This is a genomic window from Borrelia miyamotoi, assembly GCF_019668505.1.
GTDB lineage: Bacteria > Spirochaetota > Spirochaetia > Borreliales > Borreliaceae > Borrelia > Borrelia miyamotoi.
Genome location: NZ_AP024371.1, coordinates 789052 through 813747, shown reverse-complemented (window position 1 = coordinate 813747; position 24696 = coordinate 789052). Strand labels below are relative to the sequence as shown.

The 24696-nt window shown below is 27.0% G+C and carries 24 protein-coding genes, 1 tRNA gene and 1 pseudogene; 20 read left to right on the top strand and 6 right to left on the bottom strand.

The window, feature by feature from the left end; all coding sequences use genetic code 11:
- From K5Q05_RS03840 to K5Q05_RS03800, 9 genes and pseudogenes are all read left to right on the top strand, one after another.
- A complete protein-coding gene (locus tag K5Q05_RS03840; protein ID WP_025443454.1) occupies window positions 1-804 on the top strand; it encodes a sigma-70 family RNA polymerase sigma factor in 804 nt (267 codons plus the stop codon).
- Between the two features lie 45 nt (window positions 805-849).
- Window positions 850-1773, top strand: coding sequence for a divergent polysaccharide deacetylase family protein (locus tag K5Q05_RS03835; RefSeq protein ID WP_099497049.1), 924 nt, complete (start codon window positions 850-852; stop codon window positions 1771-1773).
- Window positions 1742-2780: pseudogene (gene tsaD / locus K5Q05_RS03830) on the top strand (tRNA (adenosine(37)-N6)-threonylcarbamoyltransferase complex transferase subunit TsaD). Before K5Q05_RS03835 ends, tsaD begins: the two are co-directional and overlap by 32 nt.
- Window positions 2755-3549 carry a pyridoxamine kinase gene (locus K5Q05_RS03825; RefSeq protein ID WP_025443456.1) on the top strand — a complete coding sequence of 265 codons (795 nt, stop codon included), beginning with the start codon at window positions 2755-2757 and terminating at the stop codon, window positions 3547-3549. Before tsaD ends, K5Q05_RS03825 begins: the two are co-directional and overlap by 26 nt.
- Before the next feature lie 235 nt (window positions 3550-3784).
- On the top strand, window positions 3785-4873 hold the full coding sequence (gene murG, locus K5Q05_RS03820) for an undecaprenyldiphospho-muramoylpentapeptide beta-N-acetylglucosaminyltransferase (protein WP_025443457.1): 1089 nt from the start codon (window positions 3785-3787) through the stop codon (window positions 4871-4873).
- The gene (locus K5Q05_RS03815; protein WP_025443458.1) at window positions 4863-5351 is read left to right on the top strand and encodes a CvpA family protein; all 489 of its coding nucleotides are present in this window, start codon (window positions 4863-4865) and stop codon (window positions 5349-5351) included. The genes murG and K5Q05_RS03815 overlap by 11 nt, the downstream gene beginning before the upstream one ends.
- Before the next feature lie 14 nt (window positions 5352-5365).
- Window positions 5366-6409: a DNA polymerase III subunit gamma/tau gene (locus K5Q05_RS03810; RefSeq protein WP_025443459.1), complete on the top strand. Its 1044-nt coding sequence runs from the start codon at window positions 5366-5368 to the stop codon at window positions 6407-6409.
- The gene (locus tag K5Q05_RS03805) at window positions 6409-7569 is read left to right on the top strand and encodes a two-component system sensor histidine kinase NtrB (protein ID WP_025443460.1); all 1161 of its coding nucleotides are present in this window, start codon (window positions 6409-6411) and stop codon (window positions 7567-7569) included. Before K5Q05_RS03810 ends, K5Q05_RS03805 begins: the two co-directional genes overlap by 1 nt.
- Complete coding sequence (locus tag K5Q05_RS03800; RefSeq protein WP_025443461.1) at window positions 7562-8917, top strand: sigma-54-dependent transcriptional regulator; 1356 nt, start codon at window positions 7562-7564, stop codon at window positions 8915-8917. The genes K5Q05_RS03805 and K5Q05_RS03800 overlap by 8 nt, the downstream gene beginning before the upstream one ends.
- Window positions 8918-9162: 245 nt before the next feature.
- Here the strand turns inward: K5Q05_RS03800 and K5Q05_RS03795 are convergent, their stop codons facing one another.
- Complete coding sequence (locus K5Q05_RS03795) at window positions 9163-10050, bottom strand: LysM peptidoglycan-binding domain-containing M23 family metallopeptidase (RefSeq protein ID WP_025443462.1); 888 nt, start codon at window positions 10048-10050, stop codon at window positions 9163-9165.
- Window positions 10051-10159: 109 nt separating this feature from the next.
- Between K5Q05_RS03795 and K5Q05_RS03790 the strand changes: the two genes are divergently transcribed.
- The gene (locus tag K5Q05_RS03790) at window positions 10160-10489 is read left to right on the top strand and encodes a nucleoside triphosphate pyrophosphohydrolase family protein (RefSeq protein WP_025443463.1); all 330 of its coding nucleotides are present in this window, start codon (window positions 10160-10162) and stop codon (window positions 10487-10489) included.
- A 34-nt stretch (window positions 10490-10523) separates the two neighbouring features.
- Window positions 10524-11378: an undecaprenyl phosphate translocase family protein gene (locus K5Q05_RS03785; protein ID WP_044003309.1), complete on the top strand. Its 855-nt coding sequence runs from the start codon at window positions 10524-10526 to the stop codon at window positions 11376-11378.
- A 14-nt stretch (window positions 11379-11392) separates the two neighbouring features.
- On the opposite strand, the gene K5Q05_RS03780 is transcribed toward K5Q05_RS03785, so the two are convergent.
- The 3 genes from K5Q05_RS03780 to K5Q05_RS03770 all read right to left on the bottom strand — a co-directional run bounded on the left by K5Q05_RS03780 (window position 11393) and on the right by K5Q05_RS03770 (window position 12823).
- A tRNA-Leu gene (locus tag K5Q05_RS03780) sits at window positions 11393-11476 on the bottom strand.
- 59 nt (window positions 11477-11535) lie between these two features.
- Complete coding sequence (locus K5Q05_RS03775) at window positions 11536-12204, bottom strand: hypothetical protein (RefSeq protein WP_232515436.1); 669 nt, start codon at window positions 12202-12204, stop codon at window positions 11536-11538.
- Window positions 12205-12229: 25 nt separating this feature from the next.
- Window positions 12230-12823, bottom strand: coding sequence for an ATP-dependent Clp protease proteolytic subunit (locus K5Q05_RS03770; RefSeq protein ID WP_025443465.1), 594 nt, complete (start codon window positions 12821-12823; stop codon window positions 12230-12232).
- A gap of 811 nt (window positions 12824-13634) precedes the next feature.
- Here K5Q05_RS03770 and K5Q05_RS03765 point away from each other — a divergent pair.
- From K5Q05_RS03765 to K5Q05_RS03740, 6 genes are all read left to right on the top strand, one after another.
- Complete coding sequence (locus K5Q05_RS03765) at window positions 13635-14696, top strand: NAD(P)/FAD-dependent oxidoreductase (RefSeq protein WP_025443466.1); 1062 nt, start codon at window positions 13635-13637, stop codon at window positions 14694-14696.
- 330 nt (window positions 14697-15026) lie between these two features.
- A complete protein-coding gene (locus K5Q05_RS03760) occupies window positions 15027-15989 on the top strand; it encodes a ribonuclease Z (protein ID WP_099497050.1) in 963 nt (320 codons plus the stop codon).
- 18 nt (window positions 15990-16007) lie between these two features.
- Window positions 16008-16934, top strand: coding sequence for an ABC transporter ATP-binding protein (locus K5Q05_RS03755; protein WP_025443467.1), 927 nt, complete (start codon window positions 16008-16010; stop codon window positions 16932-16934).
- Window positions 16931-17665 carry an ABC transporter permease gene (locus K5Q05_RS03750; protein WP_025443468.1) on the top strand — a complete coding sequence of 245 codons (735 nt, stop codon included), beginning with the start codon at window positions 16931-16933 and terminating at the stop codon, window positions 17663-17665. The genes K5Q05_RS03755 and K5Q05_RS03750 overlap by 4 nt, the downstream gene beginning before the upstream one ends.
- A 7-nt stretch (window positions 17666-17672) precedes the next feature.
- Window positions 17673-19172 carry a GldG family protein gene (locus tag K5Q05_RS03745; RefSeq protein WP_025443469.1) on the top strand — a complete coding sequence of 500 codons (1500 nt, stop codon included), beginning with the start codon at window positions 17673-17675 and terminating at the stop codon, window positions 19170-19172.
- Between the two features lie 13 nt (window positions 19173-19185).
- Window positions 19186-20187, top strand: coding sequence for a DUF4340 domain-containing protein (locus K5Q05_RS03740; RefSeq protein WP_025443470.1), 1002 nt, complete (start codon window positions 19186-19188; stop codon window positions 20185-20187).
- Here the strand turns inward: K5Q05_RS03740 and K5Q05_RS03735 are convergent.
- Together K5Q05_RS03735 and K5Q05_RS03730 are read right to left on the bottom strand one after the other, a co-directional pair.
- Window positions 20144-20563, bottom strand: coding sequence for a hypothetical protein (locus tag K5Q05_RS03735; protein WP_221019295.1), 420 nt, complete (start codon window positions 20561-20563; stop codon window positions 20144-20146). The genes K5Q05_RS03740 and K5Q05_RS03735 overlap by 44 nt on opposite strands.
- 133 nt (window positions 20564-20696) lie before the next feature.
- Window positions 20697-22295, bottom strand: a complete 1599-nt coding sequence (locus K5Q05_RS03730) for a hypothetical protein (protein ID WP_025443471.1) — start codon at window positions 22293-22295, stop codon at window positions 20697-20699.
- Between the two features lie 112 nt (window positions 22296-22407).
- On the opposite strand from K5Q05_RS03730, the gene K5Q05_RS03725 reads away from it, so the two are divergent.
- From K5Q05_RS03725 to K5Q05_RS03715, 3 genes are all read left to right on the top strand, one after another.
- Window positions 22408-22851 carry a septum formation initiator family protein gene (locus K5Q05_RS03725; RefSeq protein WP_025443472.1) on the top strand — a complete coding sequence of 148 codons (444 nt, stop codon included), beginning with the start codon at window positions 22408-22410 and terminating at the stop codon, window positions 22849-22851.
- An 88-nt stretch (window positions 22852-22939) separates the two neighbouring features.
- Entirely contained in the window at window positions 22940-23836 is an 897-nt protein-coding gene (locus K5Q05_RS03720) for an ABC transporter permease subunit (protein WP_084821527.1), read from the top strand.
- Window positions 23836-24696: an ABC transporter permease gene (locus tag K5Q05_RS03715; RefSeq protein WP_025443474.1), complete on the top strand. Its 861-nt coding sequence runs from the start codon at window positions 23836-23838 to the stop codon at window positions 24694-24696. Before K5Q05_RS03720 ends, K5Q05_RS03715 begins: the two co-directional genes overlap by 1 nt.

Genomic DNA, 24696 nt, shown 5'->3' with positions numbered 1-24696 from the left:
GTGAATATATTTAGTAATGAAGATTTAAACATATACCTAAAATCCGTAAGAGAACACAGATTGATAACTCACGAAGAAGAAATTGAGCTTGCAAAACAAATAAAACGAGGAGATATGAAAGCAAAAAACAAAATGATAAATGCCAATTTACGTCTTGTATTAAAAATAATTAAAAGATATGCTGGAAAAGGATTAAAAGTTGAAGACTTAATACAAGAAGGAAATTTAGGTCTAATTAGAGCTGCTGAAAAGTACGACCCAAGCAAAAATACTAAATTTTCAACCTACGCTTCATTTTGGATTAAGCAATCGCTTCAAAGAGCATTGAATACTAAAACAAGGCTAGTAAAGGTTCCTTACAGAAAAGAAAATTTAATACTTCAAATAAATAAATATCTCATGGAAGAAGAAAAATCACCTAAAAAAGAAGACATAATGGAAAAATTTAACTTAACAACTTCTCAATACATAAAAATCATTCCTTATCTAGAAAAAGAATATTCCCTTGATAAAAAGATCGAAGGCTCAGAGAATTCAACGCTCTTAAATCTTTACGAAGATAATTCTTTTAATCCAGAAAGTACTCTTGAGCAAAATTCAACACTCAAACATCTCAATCACATACTAGAGACAAAACTAAACGATAAAGAAAGATACATTATAAAAAAGAGATACAATTTAGATAATAACGATAAAAAAAGCACTTTAAAAGACATTTCTAGCGAGCTGGGAATCTCTTCAGAAACCGTAAGACAAATTGAAAAACGAGTACTTAAAAAACTCAGGGAAGAACTTTATCAATAATCATTGACTTAATGTCAGATTTTGATATAATAAAATCCATTGTGCATGAACATTCATAATGTCCCTATTTTTTTAAAACAACACAAATCAAAAATTATAATATTATTAATTCTTGTTACATCTTTTGTGTCAATAATTGTGATGTTCTTTAGTCTTGCATATATAAAAGCAAATTCAAAAAATTTCAATCTCAATTTTAAAGATAAATTAGCAAAAATTAAAAAAGAAAATTTAATAAAGTCAAAAAAAAAAGTAAAACCTAACAACTTAAAACCTGAATTTTATCTCATAATTGATGATGTTGGGTATGACGAATTTATGCTAGACGAATTCATAAAAATTGACTTAAAAATCAACTTTTCAATTATCCCCTTTCTACCAAAATCAATGAATTTTTACAATAAACTAATAAGAAAAAATAAAATCATAATGATTCATTTTCCAATGCAATCAAAACACAACAATGAAATAGAAAAATTTCACATAAATATCAATGACAATAAATTTGCAATACAAACCAAAATTGAAAAAACATTTAAAGAATATCCTAATGCAAAGATAATGAATAATCATATGGGAAGTCTTATTACCTCAAACGAAAACATAATGCAAATTATTCTAATCAAACTTAAAGAAGCAAACAGATACTTTTTTGACAGCTTAACTACTCAAAAAAGTATATCTGAAAAAATCGGAAAAAGTATTGGAATTACAGTAGAACAAAGAGACATATTTCTTGATAACAAGGACAATGAAAAAGCTGTTATTAAAGCACTTGAACAAGCAAAACAAATAGCAAGAGAAAAAGGAATTGTCAAAGTAATAGGACACATTTGGTCAAAAAATACTCTTAAAATATTAAAACAAGAAACAGAAAGATTAAATCAAGAATTCGAATTTAAAAATTTAATCCACCTTTATAAAAGAGAGGCAAATAATGAGAGTACTTGGAATAGAGAGTTCATGTGATGACTGCTGCGCAGCTATAGTAGAAGATGGTACCAAGATTTTAAGCAATATTAAACTTAGTCAAAAAGAGCACAAAAAATATTATGGCATAGTGCCAGAGATTGCCTCAAGACTACACACGGAATTTATCATGTCTGTATGTAAAAAGGCAATAACAAATGCCCAAATACACACATCAGAAATTGATTTAATAGCAGTAACATCTAAACCAGGTCTTATTGGCTCCTTAATTGTTGGAATAAACTTCGCTAAAGGACTATCAATTGCCCTTAAAAAACCACTAATTTGCATTGACCATATTCTAGGCCATCTTTATGCTCCTTTAATGACCATAAAAATAGAATATCCATTTTTATCTTTAATATTAAGTGGAGGACACACAATACTTGCCAAACAAAACGACTTCGATGACATTGAAATACTTGGACGCTCCCTTGATGATGCTTGTGGAGAAGCATTTGACAAAGTAGCAAAACACTATAAAATGGGCTTCCCTGGTGGACCAAACATAGAAAAATTAGCCAGAAACGGCAATCAATATGCATTTAATTTTCCAATTACAATTTTTGACAGAAAAGAAAATCGATATAATTTTTCATATTCAGGGCTTAAAACAGCCTGCATACATCAACTTGAAAACTTTAAAAATCAAAATGAAAACATAACAAAAAATAATATTGCTGCAAGCTTCCAAAGAGCAGCCTTTGAAAACTTGATTATTCCAATCAAAAGAGCAATAAAAGATACCAACATAAAAAAATTAATAATATCTGGGGGAGTTGCAAGCAATCTTTATTTAAGAGAAAAGATAAAAAATCTTGAAATAGAAACATATTATCCCCCTATTAACCTTTGCACTGATAATGGGGCAATGATTGCAGGACTTGGATATCTTATGTATTTAAAACACGGGGCAAGTCCAATTGAAACCGATGTAAATTCAAGAATAAAAAACTATAAATGTACAAAAGGAGAACAATTGTGAAAAGAGTATTAGCCATGCATGATATTTCAACTATAGGACGAGCATCACTTACAATGTGCATACCAGTCATATCCTCATTTAATATGCAAGTTTGTCCACTTGTAACTGCCGTTCTTTCAGCAACAACAAACTACGAAGGGTTTGAAATAATAGATTTAACAAATAAATTAGAAAACTTTATTTCATCTTGGAAAAATCAAAATGAAAATTTTGATATATTCTATAGTGGATTCCTTGGAAGCAATAAGCAACAAAAAATAATAGAAAATATGTTTAAGCTAATAAAGTTTGAAAAAATAATAATTGATCCTGTGTTTGCAGATAATGGTATACTCTACCCCATTTTTAATCAAAAAATAGTGAATGGATTTAGAAACCTAATAAAACATGCAAACATCATAACACCTAACATCACAGAGCTGAAAATGCTAGCCAAAACTGAAGAGATAAAAAATAAAGATGAAATGATAAAAGCAATATCAAGCCTTGAAATAAAGGGGATAACCGTAGTTACAAGTGTAGAAAATAAAAATCTTATAGGAACTGTTGCTTATAACACAAAAACAAAAGAATATTCAGAGACTTTTCTAGAAAAATTAGAACAAAACTTTGGTGGAACAGGAGACTTATTTGCTAGCCTATTAATAGGATACCTAGAGAAACTGGAAATAGAGCATGCTTTAGAAAAAGCAACCAAAGTAATTCATTCAATAATAAAATATTCTATTGAAAATAATACTCCCACAAAAGGGGGTATTCAAATTGAGAAATTTTTAAAAAATATTTTTTAACCTATTGCAATATACTACTATCTTACTCTCAGTTAAATAGTAATTTCAAATAAAAACATAATTTAATCTAAATGCACCATTATAGTTTTTATAAAATCAAATAAAATTTAAAAAAATACTTTCTACTTAAAAAATAAAAATGTAAAATATTTGCATTAAGATATATTGTTAAACTAAAATGTAAGGATAGATCAATTTACTATATACAAATTTAAGCAATATATGAAAGAAGCATATGAAAACTAAGAGAATAATATTTTTTACAGGAGGAGGCACAGGAGGACATATATTTCCAGGAATAGCAATAATTTCAAAACTTAGAGAAGTTGCCCCAAATATCGAATTCTTCTGGCTAGGACAAAAAGGATCAATGGAAGAGAAGCTCATAAAAGAACACGCACACATTAAATTTATTACAATTCCATCAGGCAAATTTAGAAGATATTTTTCCCTAAAAAACTTCACGGACTTTTTCAAAGTCATGTTTGGAATAATTAAAAGCTTTTTCATACTAAAAAAATACAAGCCTCAAATTATATACGCAACTGGCGGCTTTGTATCAAGTCCCCCAATTATTGCAGCAAGTTTACTTAAGATCAGAAAAATAACTCACGAAATGGATCTTGATCCTGGGCTTGCAACAAAAATCAACTCAAAATTTGCAAACAAAATACATATCAGCTTTAAAGAAAGCACAAAATATTTTAATAACAAAAATGTCTTATACACAGGCTCACCGATAAGAAAAGAATTTTCAAATCCAAATCCAAATATCGTGAAAAGCTTAACTCAGAATACAGAAAAGCCGATCATAAGCGTACTTGGAGGCTCTCTAGGAGCAGACATCTTAAATAAATTAACTGCCAATATAAAAAATCAAATTGATGCGTATTTTATCCATCAATGCGGAAAAAATCTAGATGAAATTAGAGAAAAGAATTATTTAAGAAAACAATTTTTTAATGCAGAAGAAATGGCAAGTATAGTAAAGTTTTCAAGCATGATAATAAGCAGAGCAGGAGCAGGGGCTATTAAGGAATTTGCAAATGCTGGTGCATGTGTAATATTTATCCCATTTGTAAAAGGTTCAAGAGGAGATCAGCTTAGAAATGCAAAACTATTAGAAAAACAAAATGCATGTTTAAAAATAGATGAAGAAAACTTAAGTGAAAGCAAAATAATAAATGCAATCAAAAAAATCCTAAAAAACAAAGAAAAAGCAAATATACTAAGAAATAACATAAAAAAATTTCACAATCAAGATTCATTACATCTAATAGCCAATCTATTATTAAAAGAATTTGAGGAAATAAATGCTAATTAACAATCCTTTCAAAATAACTGGTATAGTTGATATACTAATAATAATAATTTTCACATCAATGGGATTGAGGGGGTTCTTAAGAGGGTTTGTAAAAGAAATAGCTGGATTTGTTGAGATTTTTAGTTTAATATTCTTACTTTACAATAAAACCAATGATTTTAAAATATTAATATCCCCCATTCTTGATTTATCATATATCCAAGCATTGCTAGTATTTTTTTTAGTAATACACATAGCATTCTTAATCTTACAAGCACTAATCGAATCAATAATAAGTCATCTCAAATTATTATTTTTTAACAGGCTCCTTGGCCTAATGCTAGGTTTATTCGAAGCTTTTGGCATAATTGCAATTGTAGTATATATAATCCATTCACAACAAATCTTTAACCCCGACTATTTTCTAGCAGGAAGCAAATTTCTTGAATATCTAAATCCTGGAATAAACTATTTTTTTAAAATACCCAAAACACAGTAAAGAGAATCAAAAAAATGGAAACACTACCTAAAATAGCCCAAGAAATAATTAATGAATACAAAAAAAACAGTCTGCCAAATGCAATACTTCTTTGGGGAGAAAGATTTTCTTCAAAAAAGACAACTGCAATTGCACTTGCAAAAAAAATTTTAAATACAAAAAATCTAACAACTCCAAATATAATAATTTTCTCAAGTCTTAACACAATCGAAGCAAAAGCATATCTTCACGTAAATTCAAATGAAACCACAAATAAATATCTAGAATATGTTAAAAACATCATATTTACTAAGTACAATTTCAGCAGTGATAAAAATTTAAAAAAAATTGAAGCAAATATAAATTTCATTAATGAAATTTATTATAAGCACAAATATAATGAGGCAACTAAAAAAGAACTTATAAAAAAAATTGAAGAAATAATTAAAGATATAAATTTTAGTATTACCATTAATGATATTAGAAAGATTAAATCCTGGGCATTATCAGAAAAAAATAAGACAAAGATAATTTACATCAATGAAATTGAAAACTTACACTTTAATGTTTACAATGCACTACTAAAAATATTAGAAGAGCCACCTTTAAATATTTATTTTATATTAGCTACAAGAAATAAAAATAAGATTCCAAAAACAATACTCTCAAGACTAAGAATCTACAAATGTAACAAAGAAAGCAGAGACTTCGAGATCAAAAAATTCAAAGCAATCTTTAATCAAAATGAAGAACTGACAACAGAAGAATATTTTAACTTATTTTACAGTGAAGAACACACAAAATTAAAAGAAGAAGTCAAAAGAATGTTAAATGTAATAAAAGAAAAACAGAGCATATTTAACCTTGACACATTTAATCTCCTAAAAGATGAAAATATATTCAACTTATTCTTACAAGAGCTCACAAATCAACTTAGAGATGAATTTTTAAACCAAAATTTAGACATTAGCACATACTTAAAAAAATTAGGCTATCTAAAAAACATCTTAAAACACCGTCCATACAACCAAAACAAAAAATTAATAATTGAAAATTTAATGCTAAACTATGAGGATTAATGAGCAAATTCTTAAAAAAAACCCTATCTAAATTAAATAAATTATCAAGCGATCAAAAACTTAAATTTATTCAAGATATCTATAAAAAAATAGAAATATATGACGGAATATTTGCATCTATTAATGAAGGAATTTTAGTAATTGATAAGCTTAATAATATAATCTACCTAAACAAAATGCTATTTCAAATTCTAGCTATAAGTCCTAAATACAAATTAGAAACACTTAAAGATATTCAAATTCCAACTCTAACAAATCTAATAGAAGAACTAGCAACAAATGAAGATAAAATAATAGGATTTGAAGTTCAAGTTTCAACAAACATATACATTAAAATATCATTTATGCCATATGTCAAAGACCAAAAGCTTGAAGGAAATATTATTTTAATTGAGGATATCAAAGAAAAAAAACATAAAGAAGAACTTTTCAGAAGAGCTGAGGCTCTAGCCGCTTTCACAAGACATGCAAGAAACATTGCACATGAGATTAAAAACCCATTAGGAGCAATTGATATAAATTTACAACTATTAAAAAAAGAAATAGACAGACAAAATATCAAAAGTACAAAAGCAAATAATTATTTCGAAATAATAAAAGAAGAAATAAATAGAATGGATAAAACCGTAACAGATTTTTTATTGACAGTTAGACCAATAAAAATAATGCCAGAAAAGAGAGATATTATCGAGATTATAAAAAGTGTTTATAATCTATTGAATCCAGAATTAAAAAATAAAGAGATTAAATTTTTATTCAATCTAAAAAAAGTAAGTCCAGTATTAATCGATGAAAAACTCATCAGGCAAGTAATCATTAATATAGTAAAAAATGCAGAAGAAGCACTACTTGAATCAAATAAGAAAGCAAAAAAAATAGAAATTTCCATCCAAGAAAGCGAAAATAAAGTATATATCAATATTAAAGATAATGGAAATGGAATAAAGAATGAAACAAAAGATGATATATTCAAGCCTCAATTCAGCACAAAAGAACGTGGAAGTGGCATAGGACTTACTATCTCTTATAAAATAGTCAAAGAACATGGGGGTGAAATTTTTATGGAAAGTAAAGAAATGAAAGGAACGTCTTTTACAATTACACTTCCAAAATTAAACACAGGCAAAATTTTAATTGAAGGATGTTTAGAAAATGAGTAAACTACTGGTAGCAGATGATGAAAAAAATATAAGAGAAGGAATAGCAACTTACCTTGAAGAGGAAGGTTACTTTGTGTTTACTGCTAATGACGGTGAAGAGGCTCTTGAAACAATTGAAAATGAAAAAATTGACGCCATAATATCTGATCTTAGAATGCCTCAAATATCAGGAGAAGAACTATTAAGAATAGTAAAAGATAAAAAACCAAATATACCTTTTATTATTCTTACAGCTCATGGAACTGTTGATTCCGCCGTTGATGCCATGAGGGAAGGGGCTTATGATTTTCTAACAAAACCTGTTGACCTTGAAAGATTATTACTAATAATAAAGAGAGCCTTAAATGGTCAAAATGATAAAAGACACGAAAGCATAGCCCAAGAAAATGTCATAATCCGAAAAGATTTAAACTATTATGAACAAATACTTGGGAAATCGTTTATAATGCAAAAAATATTAGAACTTGTAAAAAAAATTGCAAAATCAAAAGCTTCTGTATTAATAACTGGAGAGAGTGGAGTAGGCAAAGAAGTAATAGCAGACGCCATTTTTGGCCTATCAAATAGAAATGATAAACCTTTTATTAAAGTCAACTGTGCTGCACTCTCTGAAAGCATACTTGAAAGCGAACTCTTTGGACATGAAAAAGGAGCATTCACAGGTGCAATATCTCAAAAAAAAGGCAGATTTGAATTAGCAGACAAAGGAACAATATTTTTAGATGAAATAGTCGAAATATCACCTGAAGTTCAAGTAAAACTACTAAGAGTACTTCAAAATAAGGCATTCGAACGAGTAGGCGGAGAAACTACTATGCAAGTTGACATTAGACTATTAACAGCCACAAATAAAAATGTTGAAGAAGAGATTAAAAAAGGAAGGTTTAGAGAAGACTTATTTTATAGGCTTAATATAATAAATATCAATATCCCACCCTTAAGAGAGAGAAAAGATGACATACCAGATCTAATAAAAATACTGATTAAAGGTGTTGCAAGTGAAAACAATAGAGAAGAAAAAATTCTTTCTAATGATGCCCTAAAAGCTCTTTATGCATATGATTGGCCAGGAAATATTAGAGAACTAAAAAATGTACTCGAGAGTGCCTTAATATTATCTAAGGGAAAGCAAATTATAAAAGACGATCTACCTCCAAAAATTAGAAATAATACAAATCAAATAGTCAAAATAACATTACCCATAGGTATAAGTTTAAAAGAAGCAGAAAGAGAAATCATTAAGCAAACACTCTTATATTCTAAGAATAATAAAAGCAAGTGTGCCGAAATCCTTAAAATAGGAAGAAAAACTCTACACAATAAAATAATAGAATATGATACAGACTAAATAAGATAATTATTAGAAAATATACAGTATAAAATAATAAACTAATTATTTTATACTGTATATTTTTTATACTAGAAATGTCAAATTTCAACATAAATAGATCAAAATAAAACAATTTTAAGTAATAATTTTAATAAAAGTGTGGCAAAAAATCATACTATCATGCATATTCCATTTAAATTATTAAATCAGAATAAATATAATTTAATATCAGACCTAACCTATTATCCAATAAAGACAAATACCTACTTTAAAATCTTAATAGGATTAACAGGTAAATTTTTTTTTAATATTTCAAAATGCAAATGAGGACCTGTTGAACGACCAGTTTGACCTACTCTACCAATAATATCACCTGTTCTCAGAATATCCCCCTTTTTCACAATACAAGAATTAAGATGCCCGTAAAGAGATTTAATGCCATTTTTATGTTCAATCAAAACAAAATTGCCATAAATATCATTATAGCCAACCTCAATTACAACACCATAAGACGTACAAAAGACCAAGGAATTAATTGACGCTGAAAGATCAATGCCTGTATGAAAACTTCCCATACCAGTAAAAGGATCTGCTCTAAATCCAAAATCAGAACTAATAATAAATTTTTTTAAAGGAAAAATAAAATCAGCATTTAAAAAGAAAAGTATTTCTGTACTTGATAAAAAGCTTAATTTTGGTTGCTTAATAGAATCAAAAAAATAAAATTCATAAACCCTATTATCTCTTTTAACCTTTATCTTTTCTGCTTTTGTTAAATCTCTTGTTGCCAAGAGTAAACTATTAAATCTATGTTCTTTGCTATTAAGAATGAAGAGACCTTTTTTACTAGGAATTAAGATTTCATTTCCTGCTTTTAAAAAAGGAGAATTTAGTAAATTAATTGTCGAAATACTAGTCTGCCAACCATTTACCTTATTTGCAATCTTAAAAAAAGTATCACTTTCTCTAACTCTGTATAAATAAATAAATAAAGGAACACTTTCTTTTCTATTATATTTAGCAATTTTTCTTCTAAGATCAGAAAAAATCGGATCTTTATTTGAAAAATTTTTTATCTCAGGATAAGAATAGACATAATCAAGCTGTATAAACAAGAATCCAAATCCCAATAAAAGAGCAAATTTACTCATAGGTAAACTCCAATTAATATATGGGTTAATATAATAAAAATTTTAAAAAAAAAAGAAATAATAAACAAACTTGTAAATAAATAAAAACTATATTAAACTAGTCTTAATTATGGAATTAAATGAATATCAAGTAAAAGCCAAGCAAACTGCTAAATATAAAAATAAAAAGGAAGAGCTAATTTTAACAACTCTTGGACTTGCTGGAGAGACAGGCGAAGTTATAGAGAAAATAAAAAAATTAGGTCGTGATAAGGAATATGTACTTGATCAAGAATATTTATTGTCAATTAAGAAAGAACTTGGTGATGTACTATGGTATATCTCAAATTTAAGTAATAATCTTGGAATAACACTTGAAGATGTTGCTATCACAAATCTAGAAAAATTAAAAAAAAGACATGAAAATGGCACAATTAATGGCGAAGGCGACGAAAGATAAAGACACTAAAGCTAAAACAAAAATATAAAAAATAATGTTTATCAATTATTTCAAAGGTCTATTAATTGGTAGTGCAAATATAATACCCGGGGTCTCAGGTGGAACATTAGCTTTAATGCTAGGAATCTACCACAAAATAGTATATTCATCCGCAAATCTAATAAGACTGAAAAAGGTAAAAGAAAACATGATTTTTCTTACAATGCTATCACTTGGTATATTAACTTCAATAACAATACTTGCAAAAATATTAAAAAGCTATATTTTAGACGGCTCAACAAGGGAAACATATTTAAATATGCTTTTTATAGGACTAACCACAGGGATCATTTTTAAATTAAAACAAGAAATTAAAACAAGAAATAATAATAGTAAAAAAATTACAAAATATTTCTTATTTCTAATTGGATTTTTCACAACACTATCTCTTTTAATATTAAGAACTTACAATATATCATTAGACATATCAGAATATCAAAATAAAAAATTAATTAAATACCACATAGTAATTGCTACTTCAGGAATAATAGGTGGCTGTACAATGATTTTACCAGGCATCTCAGGTTCACTTATACTGTTAAGTCTTGGAACTTACAAAGAAATTGTCAATATCATTTCACAACTTAAAATAATACCATGCACAATATTTGGCATATCTACAATAATAGGAACAGGAATTACAATACTAATAATTGAAAAAACAATAAACAAACATTTTGCTAAATTTCTTTATTTATCTATGGGCCTAATCTTAGGCTCAATTCTACAAATGCTATTCACCATAACAAAACTTAATGTAAAACCCACCCTAACACTTAACATATCCTCAGGCATTTTATTTATTACAGGAATCTACATAAACAGAACCATTGAGAGTACAAAAAAGTAATTTGAAACTTTAAATACCGAAAACCGGACTTGAACCGGTACGGAGATACCTCCTCAGGATTTTAAGTCCTGTGTGTCTACCATTTCCACCATTTCGGCATTGCTAGTAATAATATAACAATGAAATGATGATGTCAAGAACTAAATATTTATAAAATTCATTTAATCAAAATACTTTTCGGAAAACTATCTATATAAAAATTATTATGCAAATAACTTAAAATAACATAAACTAAAGAATGAAGAGATATTTGAGCTGAAAATTTAGAATAAACTCTATTATCAATGGTATTAATTATATGTATAGGATTAATTGAGTCATAAATTAAACTAAAAAACCCATTCTTAATTAATATGTCTAATATACTAAGCTCATACTTACCCAAAATAAAAAGCAGATTATCATATCTATAACTTAAATATGTTACCTGCTCATCAATAATGGAAACATCTAAATCATCAGCTATTGCCTCATCAAAATTAAAAATCACAATCGCATACTGATAATCTTTAAATATAAAATCAATAAGCACTCCTAATCTATACTGATAAAACCCTTTGACAAAATCTAAAACTTGAATCTTAATATCCTTTTTAGCAAGAATACCAATAGAAGATCTGTTATTTTGCCTAATAAAATAGACATTTTCAAAACTTCCAAACGAAACCTTATTATTAATCAGATCCAACTCTTCCTTATTACTCAGATTCTTAATAATGACTAAATCAAAATCCGGCAAAATCATGTTATAAGCAACATCCACTAATGAATTCAGAGAAACAGAATTAATAATACCAAATTCCAAAATGCTAAAATCACTCTTCACAGAGCTACAAGAGAAAACTAAAAAACTAAGAAATAAATTTTTCAAGTTCAAGTCGAGTTGTAATAATATTAAAGACAAGACCATATTTCATTGCAGATTCACTATCTAACCAAAAATCCCTATCGGTATCCTTTTCAACTTTATCAAGTTTCTGTCCCGTCTCCTTTGAAATAATAAGATTAAGTTCACTCTTAATCTTATTAAGTTCATTTGTATAAATTTCAATATCTGTAGCAACTCCTTTAAAGCCACTTAAAGGTTGATGCAATAAATATCTAGCATAAGGCAAAGAAAACCTACTCTTTGAATCCGCCCCCAAAAAAATCAAAGCACCAGCACTTGCCACAAGCCCAACTCCAATTGTAAAAACCTTAGTTTTCACAAAACGTATCATATTAAAAATTGCAAACCCAGCATCAATATCACCGCCTTCTGAATCAATGTAAACAAATATCGGTTTATCACTATCTGATGCTTCTAAAAATAATATTTTTTCTTGAAACAACCTAGAAGTATCTTTATTAATCTCTCCAGTAATCACTATTGATCTGCTCTTTAATATAACCTCTAGTAATTGCTGATGTATTCCTGTTTGCACATTAATGTCTTTAAAATCCATAAACTTACCTTTTCAATAAATATGATGTGATACCTATTATAATTAAAAACAAAAGGTTTTTAAATCTCCAAAACACTAAAGAATTATTAAAAACCCATGCTATTATAGCTAAAAAAACAAAATATAAAAAATATAAATAAAGCTTTTAAGCAAGCATAACTTCATAAGTTTCGCACACAACCCAAATAAAAATGAGAAAATAAAACTAAAAAATTCTGGAACTCACATAAAATCACTTAAATATGGGTTTTGAAAAAACAAATTATCAAGAAAAAATAATGGCATTAATTTTCAAAAGACTCTATATCATTAAAATATTGAAATTTTTTATAACCTATATATGTTATTAATCGACAGTTTTTATATCAAAATTTGTAATAGGTCAAACTTGAGACAAAGTAATAATAGGTAGATTGAATAAAAAAGAAAGAACAAATGAGAAGGATATTAAGTATTACATTAATAATGATTTTATTCATAAGCTGTAATAATGATGCAATTATCGGTTTATCAAGTTCTTATTTTGATGAAATAAAGGCTAATAATTCTCGTAATCAAGCTTATCAGGATTGGAAAAATCTTATGAAGATATGAGAGAAGCTGAGAAGACTCTAAAAATTACTTTGGATAAAGCTCAGAAAGATTATCATAACATAATTACCGCCATTACAAATCTAATCCCCAATATTGACATCATATAAAACTTCATTTCATGATAAAAATCGTAAAAATACTTTTAGATAACTTAGAGAATATCATTACTTTAATCTTAAAATTATAAAGAAAACAAAGTTTAAAAAAAGGAATATTTATGGAATACGAATTTGCTGTCATTGGCGGAGGCATTGCTGGGAGTACCTTAACTTACGAAATACTACAAAGAAAAAAAAGTGTCATTCTTTTTGATAATGGAGATAAAAAGGCAACAACCACATCAGGGGGTCTTATTAACCCTATTATGGGAAGAAAAATGAATATTGCTTGGAGAGAACCTGAAATTTTCACATTTGCAATACAATATTATAAAGAAATGGAGCAAAACATTAATTGTAATTTCTTAAAAGAAAATCTCATTTTTAGACCGTTTACTACAAAAAAACAAAAAGAAGAACTGATTTTAAAAATAAAAAATGATGAAAATATAAGAGACTTTATCGTAGAAATAAAGAATGAGAAAGTATATGATTTCTCTAATGACAACGATGGAGGCGTACTAATAAAGGGAGCAATACTGAACACAAATTTATATATACAAAGTCTTAAACAATACTTTATAAAACACAATGCATATATAGAAGCAGAAATCAATGAAGATCAAATAAAAACAAATAACAAATTTTTTACAATAAATAAAATCAAATTTAAAAAATTAATATTTACAAGAGGATATAAAGAACAAATAAGAGGAACTTTTTCATACCTTCCATTCAGACTAGCAAAAGGAGAAATTCTCATAATAGAAATTAAAGGATTGCGTCTTAAAGAAATTTACAATAGACATGTATCATTAATACCTTTGCAAGACAATAAATTCTATCTTGGTGGAACTTATGAATGGGAAAATTTAAACATAAAAACAAATGAATGGGCAAAAAAAGAACTGCTAGACAAGCTTAAAAAAATTACAAATCTCAATTGTAAAGTAATACAACATAAAGCTCACATAAGACCCTCTACAATTGACCGAGAACCCTTTATTGGCGAACATCCAAAACACAAAAATAAATTTATATTAAACGGATTTGGAACAAGAGGAATATCAATGGCAGCATATTTATCTAAAGTAATTCTAGATTATATTGATACAAAATCAAATCTTCCAACTTATTATGATATCAAAAGACATGAAAATTTATATAACTCCATAAGATAGATAAAAAATACCCTCTATATCCATATAATGAGAATTCCTCAAAACTTTATTCGAATAAATAATTTGTATTTGAAATATTTCTAAATTCAAAAAAAAATAATATAATATCCCAGTGTACGAAAAACTAAAATCTAAAAATCAAAAAAATGTTTACCTATCTTTTATTACAATAAGCACGCTGTATAAAACATCAAGGAGTATTCACTATTAAATTAAAAAATAGCTTAAAGAAGATTCAAGACACCAATTCAGATTCCATGATTATTTTCAAAATTAACTTTGAAACATATCTTCAAACATTGATAAAAAAAAAGAATTGGGAGATTGTTTTTGGATTTTAATATTAATATTCTCGGTACAGGAGGTACAAGACCTCTACATAACAGGTATTTAACTTCTATTTTAATAGAATATCATGGTGAAAATTTCCTCTTTGACTGCGGAGAAGCTACCCAAATGTCTCTTAGGAAACAAAAAATATCATGGCAAAAAATCAAAGTTATTTGCATCACACATTTACATGCTGATCACATAACAGGACTACTTGGAATAGTAATGCTTATGGCACAAAGTGGAGATACAAGAAAAGAGCCTTTAACCATAATTGGACCTATTGGAATCAAAAAATATTTAGAAACAAATATCAAACTTTTACGAGTGCATAAAAATTATGCCATAATATACAAAGAAATAATAATCAATAAAACAAAAACTATTTTATACGAAGATAAAAAAAAAAGAATTGAATACATAAAACTCAAACATTCAATAGACTGTGTTGGATATTTATTTATAGAAAAAGATAAACCTGGAAAATTTGATAACCAAAAGGCCGAAAATCTAAATATACCAAAAGGACCTATTAGAAAAAAATTACAGGACGGATGCGAAGTAACACTTAATGGAAAAAAAATATTACCTTCTGAAATATTAGGCAAATCTCAAAAAGGACTAAAATTTGCATATATAACAGATACGGCTTACTTTGAAGAATTATGTAAGCAAATCAAAAACTTTAATCTAGTAATCATTGAGAGTACATTCAAAAATGACTTAAAAGAGGAGGCCAAAAAAAAATTACATTTAACATCAAAATCAGTAGCACAAATTGCAAAAAAAGCAAAGGTGCATCAAACAGGTCTGATCCATTTTAGTGAAAGATATATACTAAATAAAGATTTATGCGAATTACTAGATGAAGCAAAACAAGAGTATCCAAATGGAGAAATATTTTTAACAAAAGATGGAATGAGACTTAAAGCAGATAAAGATAAATTTATTATAAAATATTAGTATCTAAGGAGATAATACATGATAAATGTAAAAAATGTCACTAAAACATATGGGTCATTTACAGCTCTCTTCAATGTTAGCTTTAAAGTTGATAAAGGAGAGGTAGTTGGAATACTCGGCCCAAATGGAGCAGGAAAATCGACATTAATAAAAATTCTAACATCATTTCATTATCCTAACAAAGGCAATGTAAAAATCTTTGGAAAAGATATCACAGAAAAGTCAAAAGAAATATTGCAAAATATAGGATACATACCTGAAAAACTAGCTCTTTATCCAGAACTATCTGTTAAGGAGTACTTAAACTTCATATCAAAAATTAAAGGAATTAAAAATCCAAAAAAAGAAATAGATAAGGCTATTGGTATCTTCAAGCTTGAGAATGTCAAAAATAAACTAATATCTGAATTATCAAAAGGGTTTAAGCAAAGAGTAGGAATAGCTGGTGCTTTAATCAATAATCCCAAACTTGTAATACTTGATGAACCCACAAATGGACTTGATCCAAACCAAATTATAGAATTTAAAGAATTCTTAAGAGAACTCGCAAAAACTAGCACAATACTATTTTCCTCTCATATTTTAAGCGAAGTCGAGTCAATTTGTAAGAGAATAATTATCATCAATAATGGAGAGATTATTGCTGATGATACCAAAGAAAATATAGCGAAAAACAGAATTCAAGAAACTGAAATAGATCTAATTATTTACAAAGATTCTGAAATAACAAAAGAACATTTCAGTAAAAATAATATATTTACATTAATTAAAATAGAAGAATATGAAAAAGAAATAAACATTTCATTAAGACTTGCACCTGATAAAACTGAGAAAGAACTTTTTAAGTATGTTGTAAGCCAAGGAATGATACTAAAATCAATGATACCAAAATATGAAAATTTAGAAAAAATATTTAGCAAACTAACAAAGGAGAGAAAACAATGAAAATAGACTTAAGACAATCCCTAATTTTGTCAAAAAAAGAGTTAAAAGTTTTATTTGGTACATTAACCGCATATGTTGTAATGTTATTTTTCCTAATATTTGTAAATTTCTCTTTTATTTTTTTATCAGGATTTTTTATTAAAGATAATGCTTCATTAATGTCTTACTTCTCATCAATGCCAATTATTTTAATGTTAGTGCTCCCTGCCCTTAGTATGGGGATATTCTCAGAAGAATATAAAACAGGAAGCATTGAATTACTTTATGCACTACCAATAAGCCCACAAGAGATAGTACTTGGAAAATTTATTACACTTAAGATATTTACATTAATACTTTTCGCACTCACGCTACCACTGACAATAATGACAATTTTCATGGGTGAATTTGACCTTGGAATAATATTCCTTCAATATCTAGGAATAATTCTTTACTCCTTATCAGTACTCAGCATAGGAATATTCATATCATCTATTACTAAAAGTCAAATAGTATCTTATATACTAAGTGTATTCATTTTAATAGTAATATTATTTTCAGGAAAGTTAGTAATGATATTTGGGAAGGACAACTTATTGGGAAAAATACTCAACTTTATCTCAATTAATAATCACTTTAGTTACTTTAACATGGGAATACTAAACTTATCAGACCTTATCTACTTCATTACACTTTCAATTACATTCCTGACGTTAAGTTCATATATCATAAGACTAAAAAAATGGAGATAATTACTTTATGAAAAACAAATACAAAGAAATTCTAAATTTAACATTAAATCTTATAATAATATTTCTGGTTTTTTGCAATATATCTATTTTAATTTTTAAAATAGACTTCACTAAAAACAAAGCCTTTACAATTTCTAAAGTTACAAAAGATTTGTTTACAAATGCAAATGAAAAAATATATATTACTTATTATAACTCTGCAAGCCTTGGCAATTATTTTGCATTTCCAGAACAAATAAAAAATTTTTTAACAAGCCTTGCCGACTCTTCAAGTGGGAAAGTAATTTATAAAGAAATAGATGCTGATAAATTAACCACTCCTTTAGAGCAAATTGGAATTCCATCCCAACAAATTGATCTAAGAGAGATTAATCAGCTCTCAATACTCAAAATATACTCAGGAATTGAAATAATTTATGAAGGCAAACGCGAAGTACTTCCTATAGTAACAGAAATTAGCAACTTAGAATATGACCTTGCAAGCAGCTTGGATAAATTAATAAATAATACAAAAAAAGTATTAGGACTTGTCTTTGGGGATGCCAAATTAAAAGAAATACATAAAAATTTCATAACAATAATGCAGAAAGGATTCAAAACCGAAGTTAAAGAAATAAATCTTAGCAATGAAACACTACAAGATATAAACGGATTATTTATAATTGGTTCTAAAGAAATAAACGAGGAAAACTTGAAAAAAATTGACGAGTTCATTGTTAATAACGGAAAAATATTATTTGCAACAAGTAAAATCGATTATAATCCCCAAAGTCCATATACAACAACTTTAATTAAATCGGCACTCTTTAATCTAATTGAAAGCTATGGTATTAAATATAATGAAGATATGATCCTTGACAAAAGATCTCCAAGTCTTTTTTTGGGTGGAAACTTTCAAACTTATTACCCATGGATTTTGATTGACAAAAGTAATATCATAGACAATAATAATCCCTTGCTCAAAAATTTCTATGACGCTATAATTCCTTGGAGTAATTCAATAGAGATTACAGAGGTTAAAGAGAATGAAATCAAATATTTGCCTCTATTTGCAAGTTCTAAAGAATCTTGGCAAATTAATGATGAAAAAATTGCAAGCATAGCTATGCATTCATTTAACGTTCCAAAAACCTTTGACAAAGAAGACAAGCAAAAAATTCTTGGATATTCTATTGAAGGACAAATTCAAAGTTTATATAAGAATAAAAAATCTGAAAATTCAAAAATAATTTTACTAGGCTCAAGCATGATATTTAGTGATTATATGTATAACGCTTCACCTTCAAATTTTGAATTTGCCGGAAGAATTTCAGATTATTTAATGCAAAAGGAAGCATTTTTTAGCATTAAATCAAGAGAAGTACGCTCTAAACTAAAATTTATAAATCCGTCAGCAGAAATGTTAAGTGCAAAATTTTCACTAATAATCATAAATTTAATCATATTGCCTATAGCAATAATAATATTTGGACTTATCAGATTTACCAAAAAAAGAAGAACCAATTAATAAAGGAGAGCTTATGGACAATAAAAAAACGTTGTTAGGAACGAAAGAAAACATAAAAATAGCAATAATTGTAATATTAATATCTACATTTTTACTAGGAATAATATTCTCCAATCAGAATAAGGTTACAAGACTTTTAGAAGAAAAATTTTTTGAAATAGAGTTAAATAAAATTGCAAAAATTGAGACAGAACTTGAGGGAACAATCAAAAAATCAGGAAAAGTTTGGGAACTTAAATACAATGATATAAATCTTCCAATTAATGAAAAAAGAATCAACTCTATGATTCAAGATTTAGAAAAACTTCAAAAAAACAAGCTTGTAAGTAAAGACCCAAAAAAACATAAAGAACTAGGGATAAAAGAAAAGCCAGATTTCAAATTTTTCGATGATAAGAATAATCTGTTAACAGAAATATTTATTGGAAATTCAGGAGAAGGAGATTCAAGACTATCTTACATCAAAGGTAGCGATAAAAATGTATATTTAACAAACAACATCTTTTTATCATACAAAGGCAACTCTTATAATACATTTGCAAATACTAAACTTTTTGAAGCAAAAAACACAAAAATAGAACACCTATCCTTAAAAGTAATTAATAAACCCAAAAAAGATGAAGAAGATGCAATACAAAATGACTATCATGTATCCATGAAAGATGGTCTTTACTTTTTCAATCAAGAAGTATTACGTAAGGAAAAAATCTTACAAATGATCCAAGAATTCATAACAGATGGACTTGAAATAGATAAAACCAAAATCAAGGATTATAAGTTACAATATAATGTTGAAATAAAATGGGATAACAAAAGTATGAATAATATTGATATTTATTTCAATAAAAACGAAAAAAATAGAGATATCTTAATGAAAAAAGATAATGATGCATATTATTATACTACCAACAAATGGACATTTTTTGAGGTTTTCAATTTAGAGAAAAAGATAAATACAAAAGATGATGCTCCTAATGAAGATCATCTAAAAGACAACAATGATCATCACCATTAATATTTCGATGTATACAACATAGAATAAAGATAGAAAAACAGAAATAAAAAAAAGACATTAAAAAAAGATAAGAACATAAAATATAAAGTATCCTGCTCTTTGGCAGGATATTGTAAGATACGACCAAAGTAACAAGAACATCATTTAATTCAAAATTAATCTTAACTTTTTTTATAAAAATACTATTCTTCAAAGAAGTTGATTCTAATTTATCCGATAGTTTATAAATCGAATTATCTTTTGATTTATAAACTATCATCCCATTAACTGATGAAAGTAAATAATAAGAGTTAACCAAATCATCTTCAAATAAAGTTTGCTCGAAATAATAGTCTAGATTTAAATCTTTAAAAAAACTTATATTATAGGATCTCACATCATCTATCAAATCATCAAGATTAAAATTAATCTGATTTAAAAATTTATTAATAAAATAAAAGAAAGTTAAAAACAAAAATAAAATTGAAGCAATAAAAAATAAAAAATAGTATCTAATTAAGTAGATATTCCTACTCTCTTACGAACAAACGCTTAATTTTTTGCAAAATCTCATATTCTCTCTTAATTGTAAAATTATTACTCCCAGATTTAGATTCAAGATCCCCTTCTAACCTACTAATAAACCTAACTAATACAGCCCGTTCTTCATTGTTTAACTTAATTTTACTTAAGTATTCACTATCATTAAACTTATTTATTATCGTCTCAACATCAGCAAAACTAAAATCAGAAGCAATACTCACACTTTCAGCATCCTCGGTTTGCTCTTCTAAAGAAGATGAACCTAATTCTTCATCCTGTTCCAATTTTTCTTCTAGATCTCTTAAATTACTATCATAAAGATTTTCTTCTTCAAAATCTTTAATATGTTCTTGCAAATCTAAACAATCTAAATCTGCCTTTAAAACATCTTCAAAATTATCAAGTTTCTTCAAATCAGAAGAAATATTATCAACTTCCTTATTTTGCTTTAAGCCACCATCATCAATACTATCACTTCCTTTATTCAAGGATACATCCAAATCCAAACTTACACTATCCATTTTATGAACAGTAATCTCATCAAAATCACTTAATTTTTCATTTTTTTCCTTAAACTTTTCACTCTTTAAATCATCTGAATCCTTATCTAAAGATTTAACTTTGTCTAAGCCATTATCTAAAAAATAATCAACTTTTTCTAAGTTATCTTGAACATCATCATATGAAGTATTTTTTTCCTGCAAACTCTTTACATTGGAAGAATTCTCATTAAGAGAAAAACTATCTAAATGAGAATTATCATTTATTTTTAAACCAACATTAACAGGCTTCCTATCAACAAGAACATTTGTTAAAACTTTATCATCTTCACCTGAGATTATCATCAGATTCTGAGATTTACCATCATCACTATTAACAACATTGGCTACACCAAGAGAAGAAGATTTATCTAATGAAACATCATCATGCGATTTAGCAAAATCAACACCTAAAGATATTCCATCTTCTTTACTTAATAAAGTATCAACAACATTATGTGTAAAACTTTCTGCTATTGAGGATAAATTGTGATTAACATCCAAAATATTAGACTCATTTTTAGGAGTTTTCTCAAAAGAAACACCAATATCTAAATCATTTTCCAAATCATTACTACTACCAAAACCTTTTTTGTTATTTATTGAAATCTCATTAAGACCTCCAAGCAAAGCATCTAGCTCTTCTTGATCAAGTGAAACACTTGGCAAATTATTTTCTTTTTTGACTAACTCGCTAAACTCATTATCTTTAACATTAGCTTCATCCTGAGAGCCTATAAAGCTAATTGCTTTCAAATTAGGATTATCAAATTCTTGAAGAGAACTAAAACTACGTCCAAGTATTTGCTCTTCGAACCTTGAAATACGACCCTCAACCTTTTTTAAATAATCAACTAACTCACCATGCCTTTGCTTTAAAGAATAATCAAGTTTTAATAATTTCTCATCTAAAAGATCCTTAAATTCCTCAGAAGGATGGTTACCAATTCTATCAATAACTGAATGATGTACAAACACACTATCCATATCAAAATCAACTTCTTCAGGTCCTTGCTTGATAAAAAAAGAATTTTTATGATTTGTCATATTAATGTTTCTTCTCCAAATCTATCAAATAAACACTATAAATACCAATATCTAAAAACCATATACTTGTAAATATAATATATTAAAGATATAATTACAAGGTAAAGATAATATGGCTTTAACAAAAAAAATTATATTATCCATTTATATAGGAATAATAAGTTATTTTACAATTACACCAATATTTGGAGAAATGGGAATTGTGAACTATAAAAAATTGAACAACAGCCTAATTTTGATAAAAAACCATATTGAAAAATTAAAAGAAATACAAAAAACCTTAAAGAAAAGATATATTAACTTGAAAATATCTAAGCCAACAATTTTAAGAGAGGCAAGTAAAATAGGATATTATCCTAAAAACTCCATCATCATAAAACATCTTGACGAAGAAGATGAAAATTACTACCAAGGCAATTTTTTAAATACAAAACATACATTAGGAAATAAAAACATAGGCCAAAATTTTTACTTAATTTCAATAGTAATTTCATTTATTTTTTATTTCCTATTAAGTTATTTTGACAAAATAACTACTTTTAGCAAAGGAAGGTAAAGTTACAGCTACACTAATTCTAAAAAATATATTATTCACGTTGATTAATGCCATTTTATCAACATTTTTTTGCATATCAATACTAAATATGTTTTCGGATATAAATTTCAACATTCCATTTATGCAAAAAAATATATTCAGAGATTATTTGGAATATATTGGAATACTTAAGAGCATTGAAAGCTATGAATTAACATATGATTTTAACTCAAACAAACCCTTAAGCAAAGATCATTTTGCCAAACATATTGCAGGCAACTTATACATAGTCTACAAAACAAAGTATAAAGGATTAATATGGGGAACAACTTATAACTCCCCACTTATAAAAGGAAAATCACCAATGAGTGTAATTTTTAGCAAAATAAAGAACACACTAAAAATATCAATTCCAGGCCTTATACTGTCTTACTTAATAGCCATTTTTTTCATTCTCATTTGGACTTTATTTGTCAAAAATAAAATGTTAAATAATATCTTAGAATATATGATGTTATTCTTGCATTCATTACCAATAAATTTGACTGTAATATTAATAACTTCTTTACTTTACTATCTAAAAACAAACCCAAAAAATTTAATAATAGGCGGATTTACATGGTTTTTTTCATTTTTTATATTTAATGCTGTAATTTTTAAACAATCTATTGATAAAAATTTGTCTGAATTCTATATAACAACTGCAAAATCAAGAGGAATAAAAAATTTTAAAATAATAACACTACATGCATTAATTCCATCTCTAATCCCACTAATTACTCACCTTAGATCTGTCCTTGCAACAGCTTTCTTTGGTTCGTTTTTCATTGAGACAATGTTTGGAATTGATGGAATTGGGGCTCTAACAATTAATGCAATAAAAAATAATGATTATATTGTTTACAGAGATTTATTATTCGTTGGGGTCTTTATTATGCTCATAACAAATTTAATAAGTGATCTTTTGATATATCATTTTAATCCCTATAAAGGTATATTAGAATGATGCATAAATTAAAAAAGCCACATATCATGTTATCAATACTATTAGGAATATTCTCTTTATTTTTAATAATAACTCCTAAACTAATTAACGAAAATTCAAAATTCGCAATATATAAAAAAGATCCGAATAAAATATACAATCAACCAAGCAATGAACGACCTCAACCACCAACAGACAAAAATCCTTTGGGAACGGACAAAATGGGCAGAGATATACTAGCAAGACTAATACTTGCCACTAGAAATTCTATTTTACTATCATTTAGTTATGCAACAATTTCTGCAATAATTGGACTCTTTATAGGAATAACAATAGGAAATTTCAAATTTAAAACTTGTTTGATCATTTCAAAACTAATAGAAACACTACAAACAATACCATTTTCTTACATATTAATGCTAATTTTTCACTACTTTGCAAAACAAAAAAATTATAATATATTGGAAGTTGCAGTTACTTTAGCCTTAATACATGGATGGATTAAATTTTCATTCATAGCAAGAAACAATACACTGATAATTAAAAACCTTGATTATATAAAAGCAAGTAAGACTCTTGGTGCAAGTCAATCTAGAATAATAATACATCACATATTCCCAGAAGTTTTTTCATCAATATCATCGATAATCCCTCTACAAATTTCAAAGAGTCTAACTACATTTGAAATAGTAAGTTTCTTACAAAAAGCAGACAAAAGCTCTTATCCTAGTCTTGGAGAACTTTTACAATACATGGAAATGGGAAAAGAATACTTTTGGATATGGGGCAATCCATTAATTATATTAATCACTATTAACATCATACTAACACCAATAAGCTTAAAACTTAAAACATACACAAAATCTTTTATTTCATCATGA

What these genes read in the sequence shown, in the direction of transcription:
- K5Q05_RS03750 (WP_025443468.1), top strand. Translation starts at nt 16,931, where the DNA reads ATGAAAATAGACTTAAGACAATCCCTAATTTTGTCAAAAAAAGAGTTA.
- K5Q05_RS03790 (WP_025443463.1), top strand. Translation starts at nt 10,160, where the DNA reads ATGGAATTAAATGAATATCAAGTAAAAGCCAAGCAAACTGCTAAATAT.
- K5Q05_RS03765 (WP_025443466.1), top strand. Translation starts at nt 13,635, where the DNA reads ATGGAATACGAATTTGCTGTCATTGGCGGAGGCATTGCTGGGAGTACC.
- K5Q05_RS03745 (WP_025443469.1), top strand. Translation starts at nt 17,673, where the DNA reads ATGAAAAACAAATACAAAGAAATTCTAAATTTAACATTAAATCTTATA.
- K5Q05_RS03810 (WP_025443459.1), top strand. Translation starts at nt 5,366, where the DNA reads ATGGAAACACTACCTAAAATAGCCCAAGAAATAATTAATGAATACAAA.
- K5Q05_RS03740 (WP_025443470.1), top strand. Translation starts at nt 19,186, where the DNA reads ATGGACAATAAAAAAACGTTGTTAGGAACGAAAGAAAACATAAAAATA.
- K5Q05_RS03720 (WP_084821527.1), top strand. Translation starts at nt 22,940, where the DNA reads ATGTTTTCGGATATAAATTTCAACATTCCATTTATGCAAAAAAATATA.
- K5Q05_RS03815 (WP_025443458.1), top strand. Translation starts at nt 4,863, where the DNA reads ATGCTAATTAACAATCCTTTCAAAATAACTGGTATAGTTGATATACTA.
- K5Q05_RS03785 (WP_044003309.1), top strand. Translation starts at nt 10,524, where the DNA reads ATGTTTATCAATTATTTCAAAGGTCTATTAATTGGTAGTGCAAATATA.
- K5Q05_RS03800 (WP_025443461.1), top strand. Translation starts at nt 7,562, where the DNA reads ATGAGTAAACTACTGGTAGCAGATGATGAAAAAAATATAAGAGAAGGA.
- K5Q05_RS03725 (WP_025443472.1), top strand. Translation starts at nt 22,408, where the DNA reads ATGGCTTTAACAAAAAAAATTATATTATCCATTTATATAGGAATAATA.
- K5Q05_RS03755 (WP_025443467.1), top strand. Translation starts at nt 16,008, where the DNA reads ATGATAAATGTAAAAAATGTCACTAAAACATATGGGTCATTTACAGCT.
- K5Q05_RS03835 (WP_099497049.1), top strand. Translation starts at nt 850, where the DNA reads ATGAACATTCATAATGTCCCTATTTTTTTAAAACAACACAAATCAAAA.
- K5Q05_RS03770 (WP_025443465.1), bottom strand. Translation starts at nt 12,823, where the DNA reads ATGGATTTTAAAGACATTAATGTGCAAACAGGAATACATCAGCAATTA.
- K5Q05_RS03805 (WP_025443460.1), top strand. Translation starts at nt 6,409, where the DNA reads ATGAGCAAATTCTTAAAAAAAACCCTATCTAAATTAAATAAATTATCA.
- K5Q05_RS03715 (WP_025443474.1), top strand. Translation starts at nt 23,836, where the DNA reads ATGCATAAATTAAAAAAGCCACATATCATGTTATCAATACTATTAGGA.
- K5Q05_RS03795 (WP_025443462.1), bottom strand. Translation starts at nt 10,050, where the DNA reads ATGAGTAAATTTGCTCTTTTATTGGGATTTGGATTCTTGTTTATACAG.
- murG (WP_025443457.1), top strand. Translation starts at nt 3,785, where the DNA reads ATGAAAACTAAGAGAATAATATTTTTTACAGGAGGAGGCACAGGAGGA.
- K5Q05_RS03730 (WP_025443471.1), bottom strand. Translation starts at nt 22,295, where the DNA reads ATGACAAATCATAAAAATTCTTTTTTTATCAAGCAAGGACCTGAAGAA.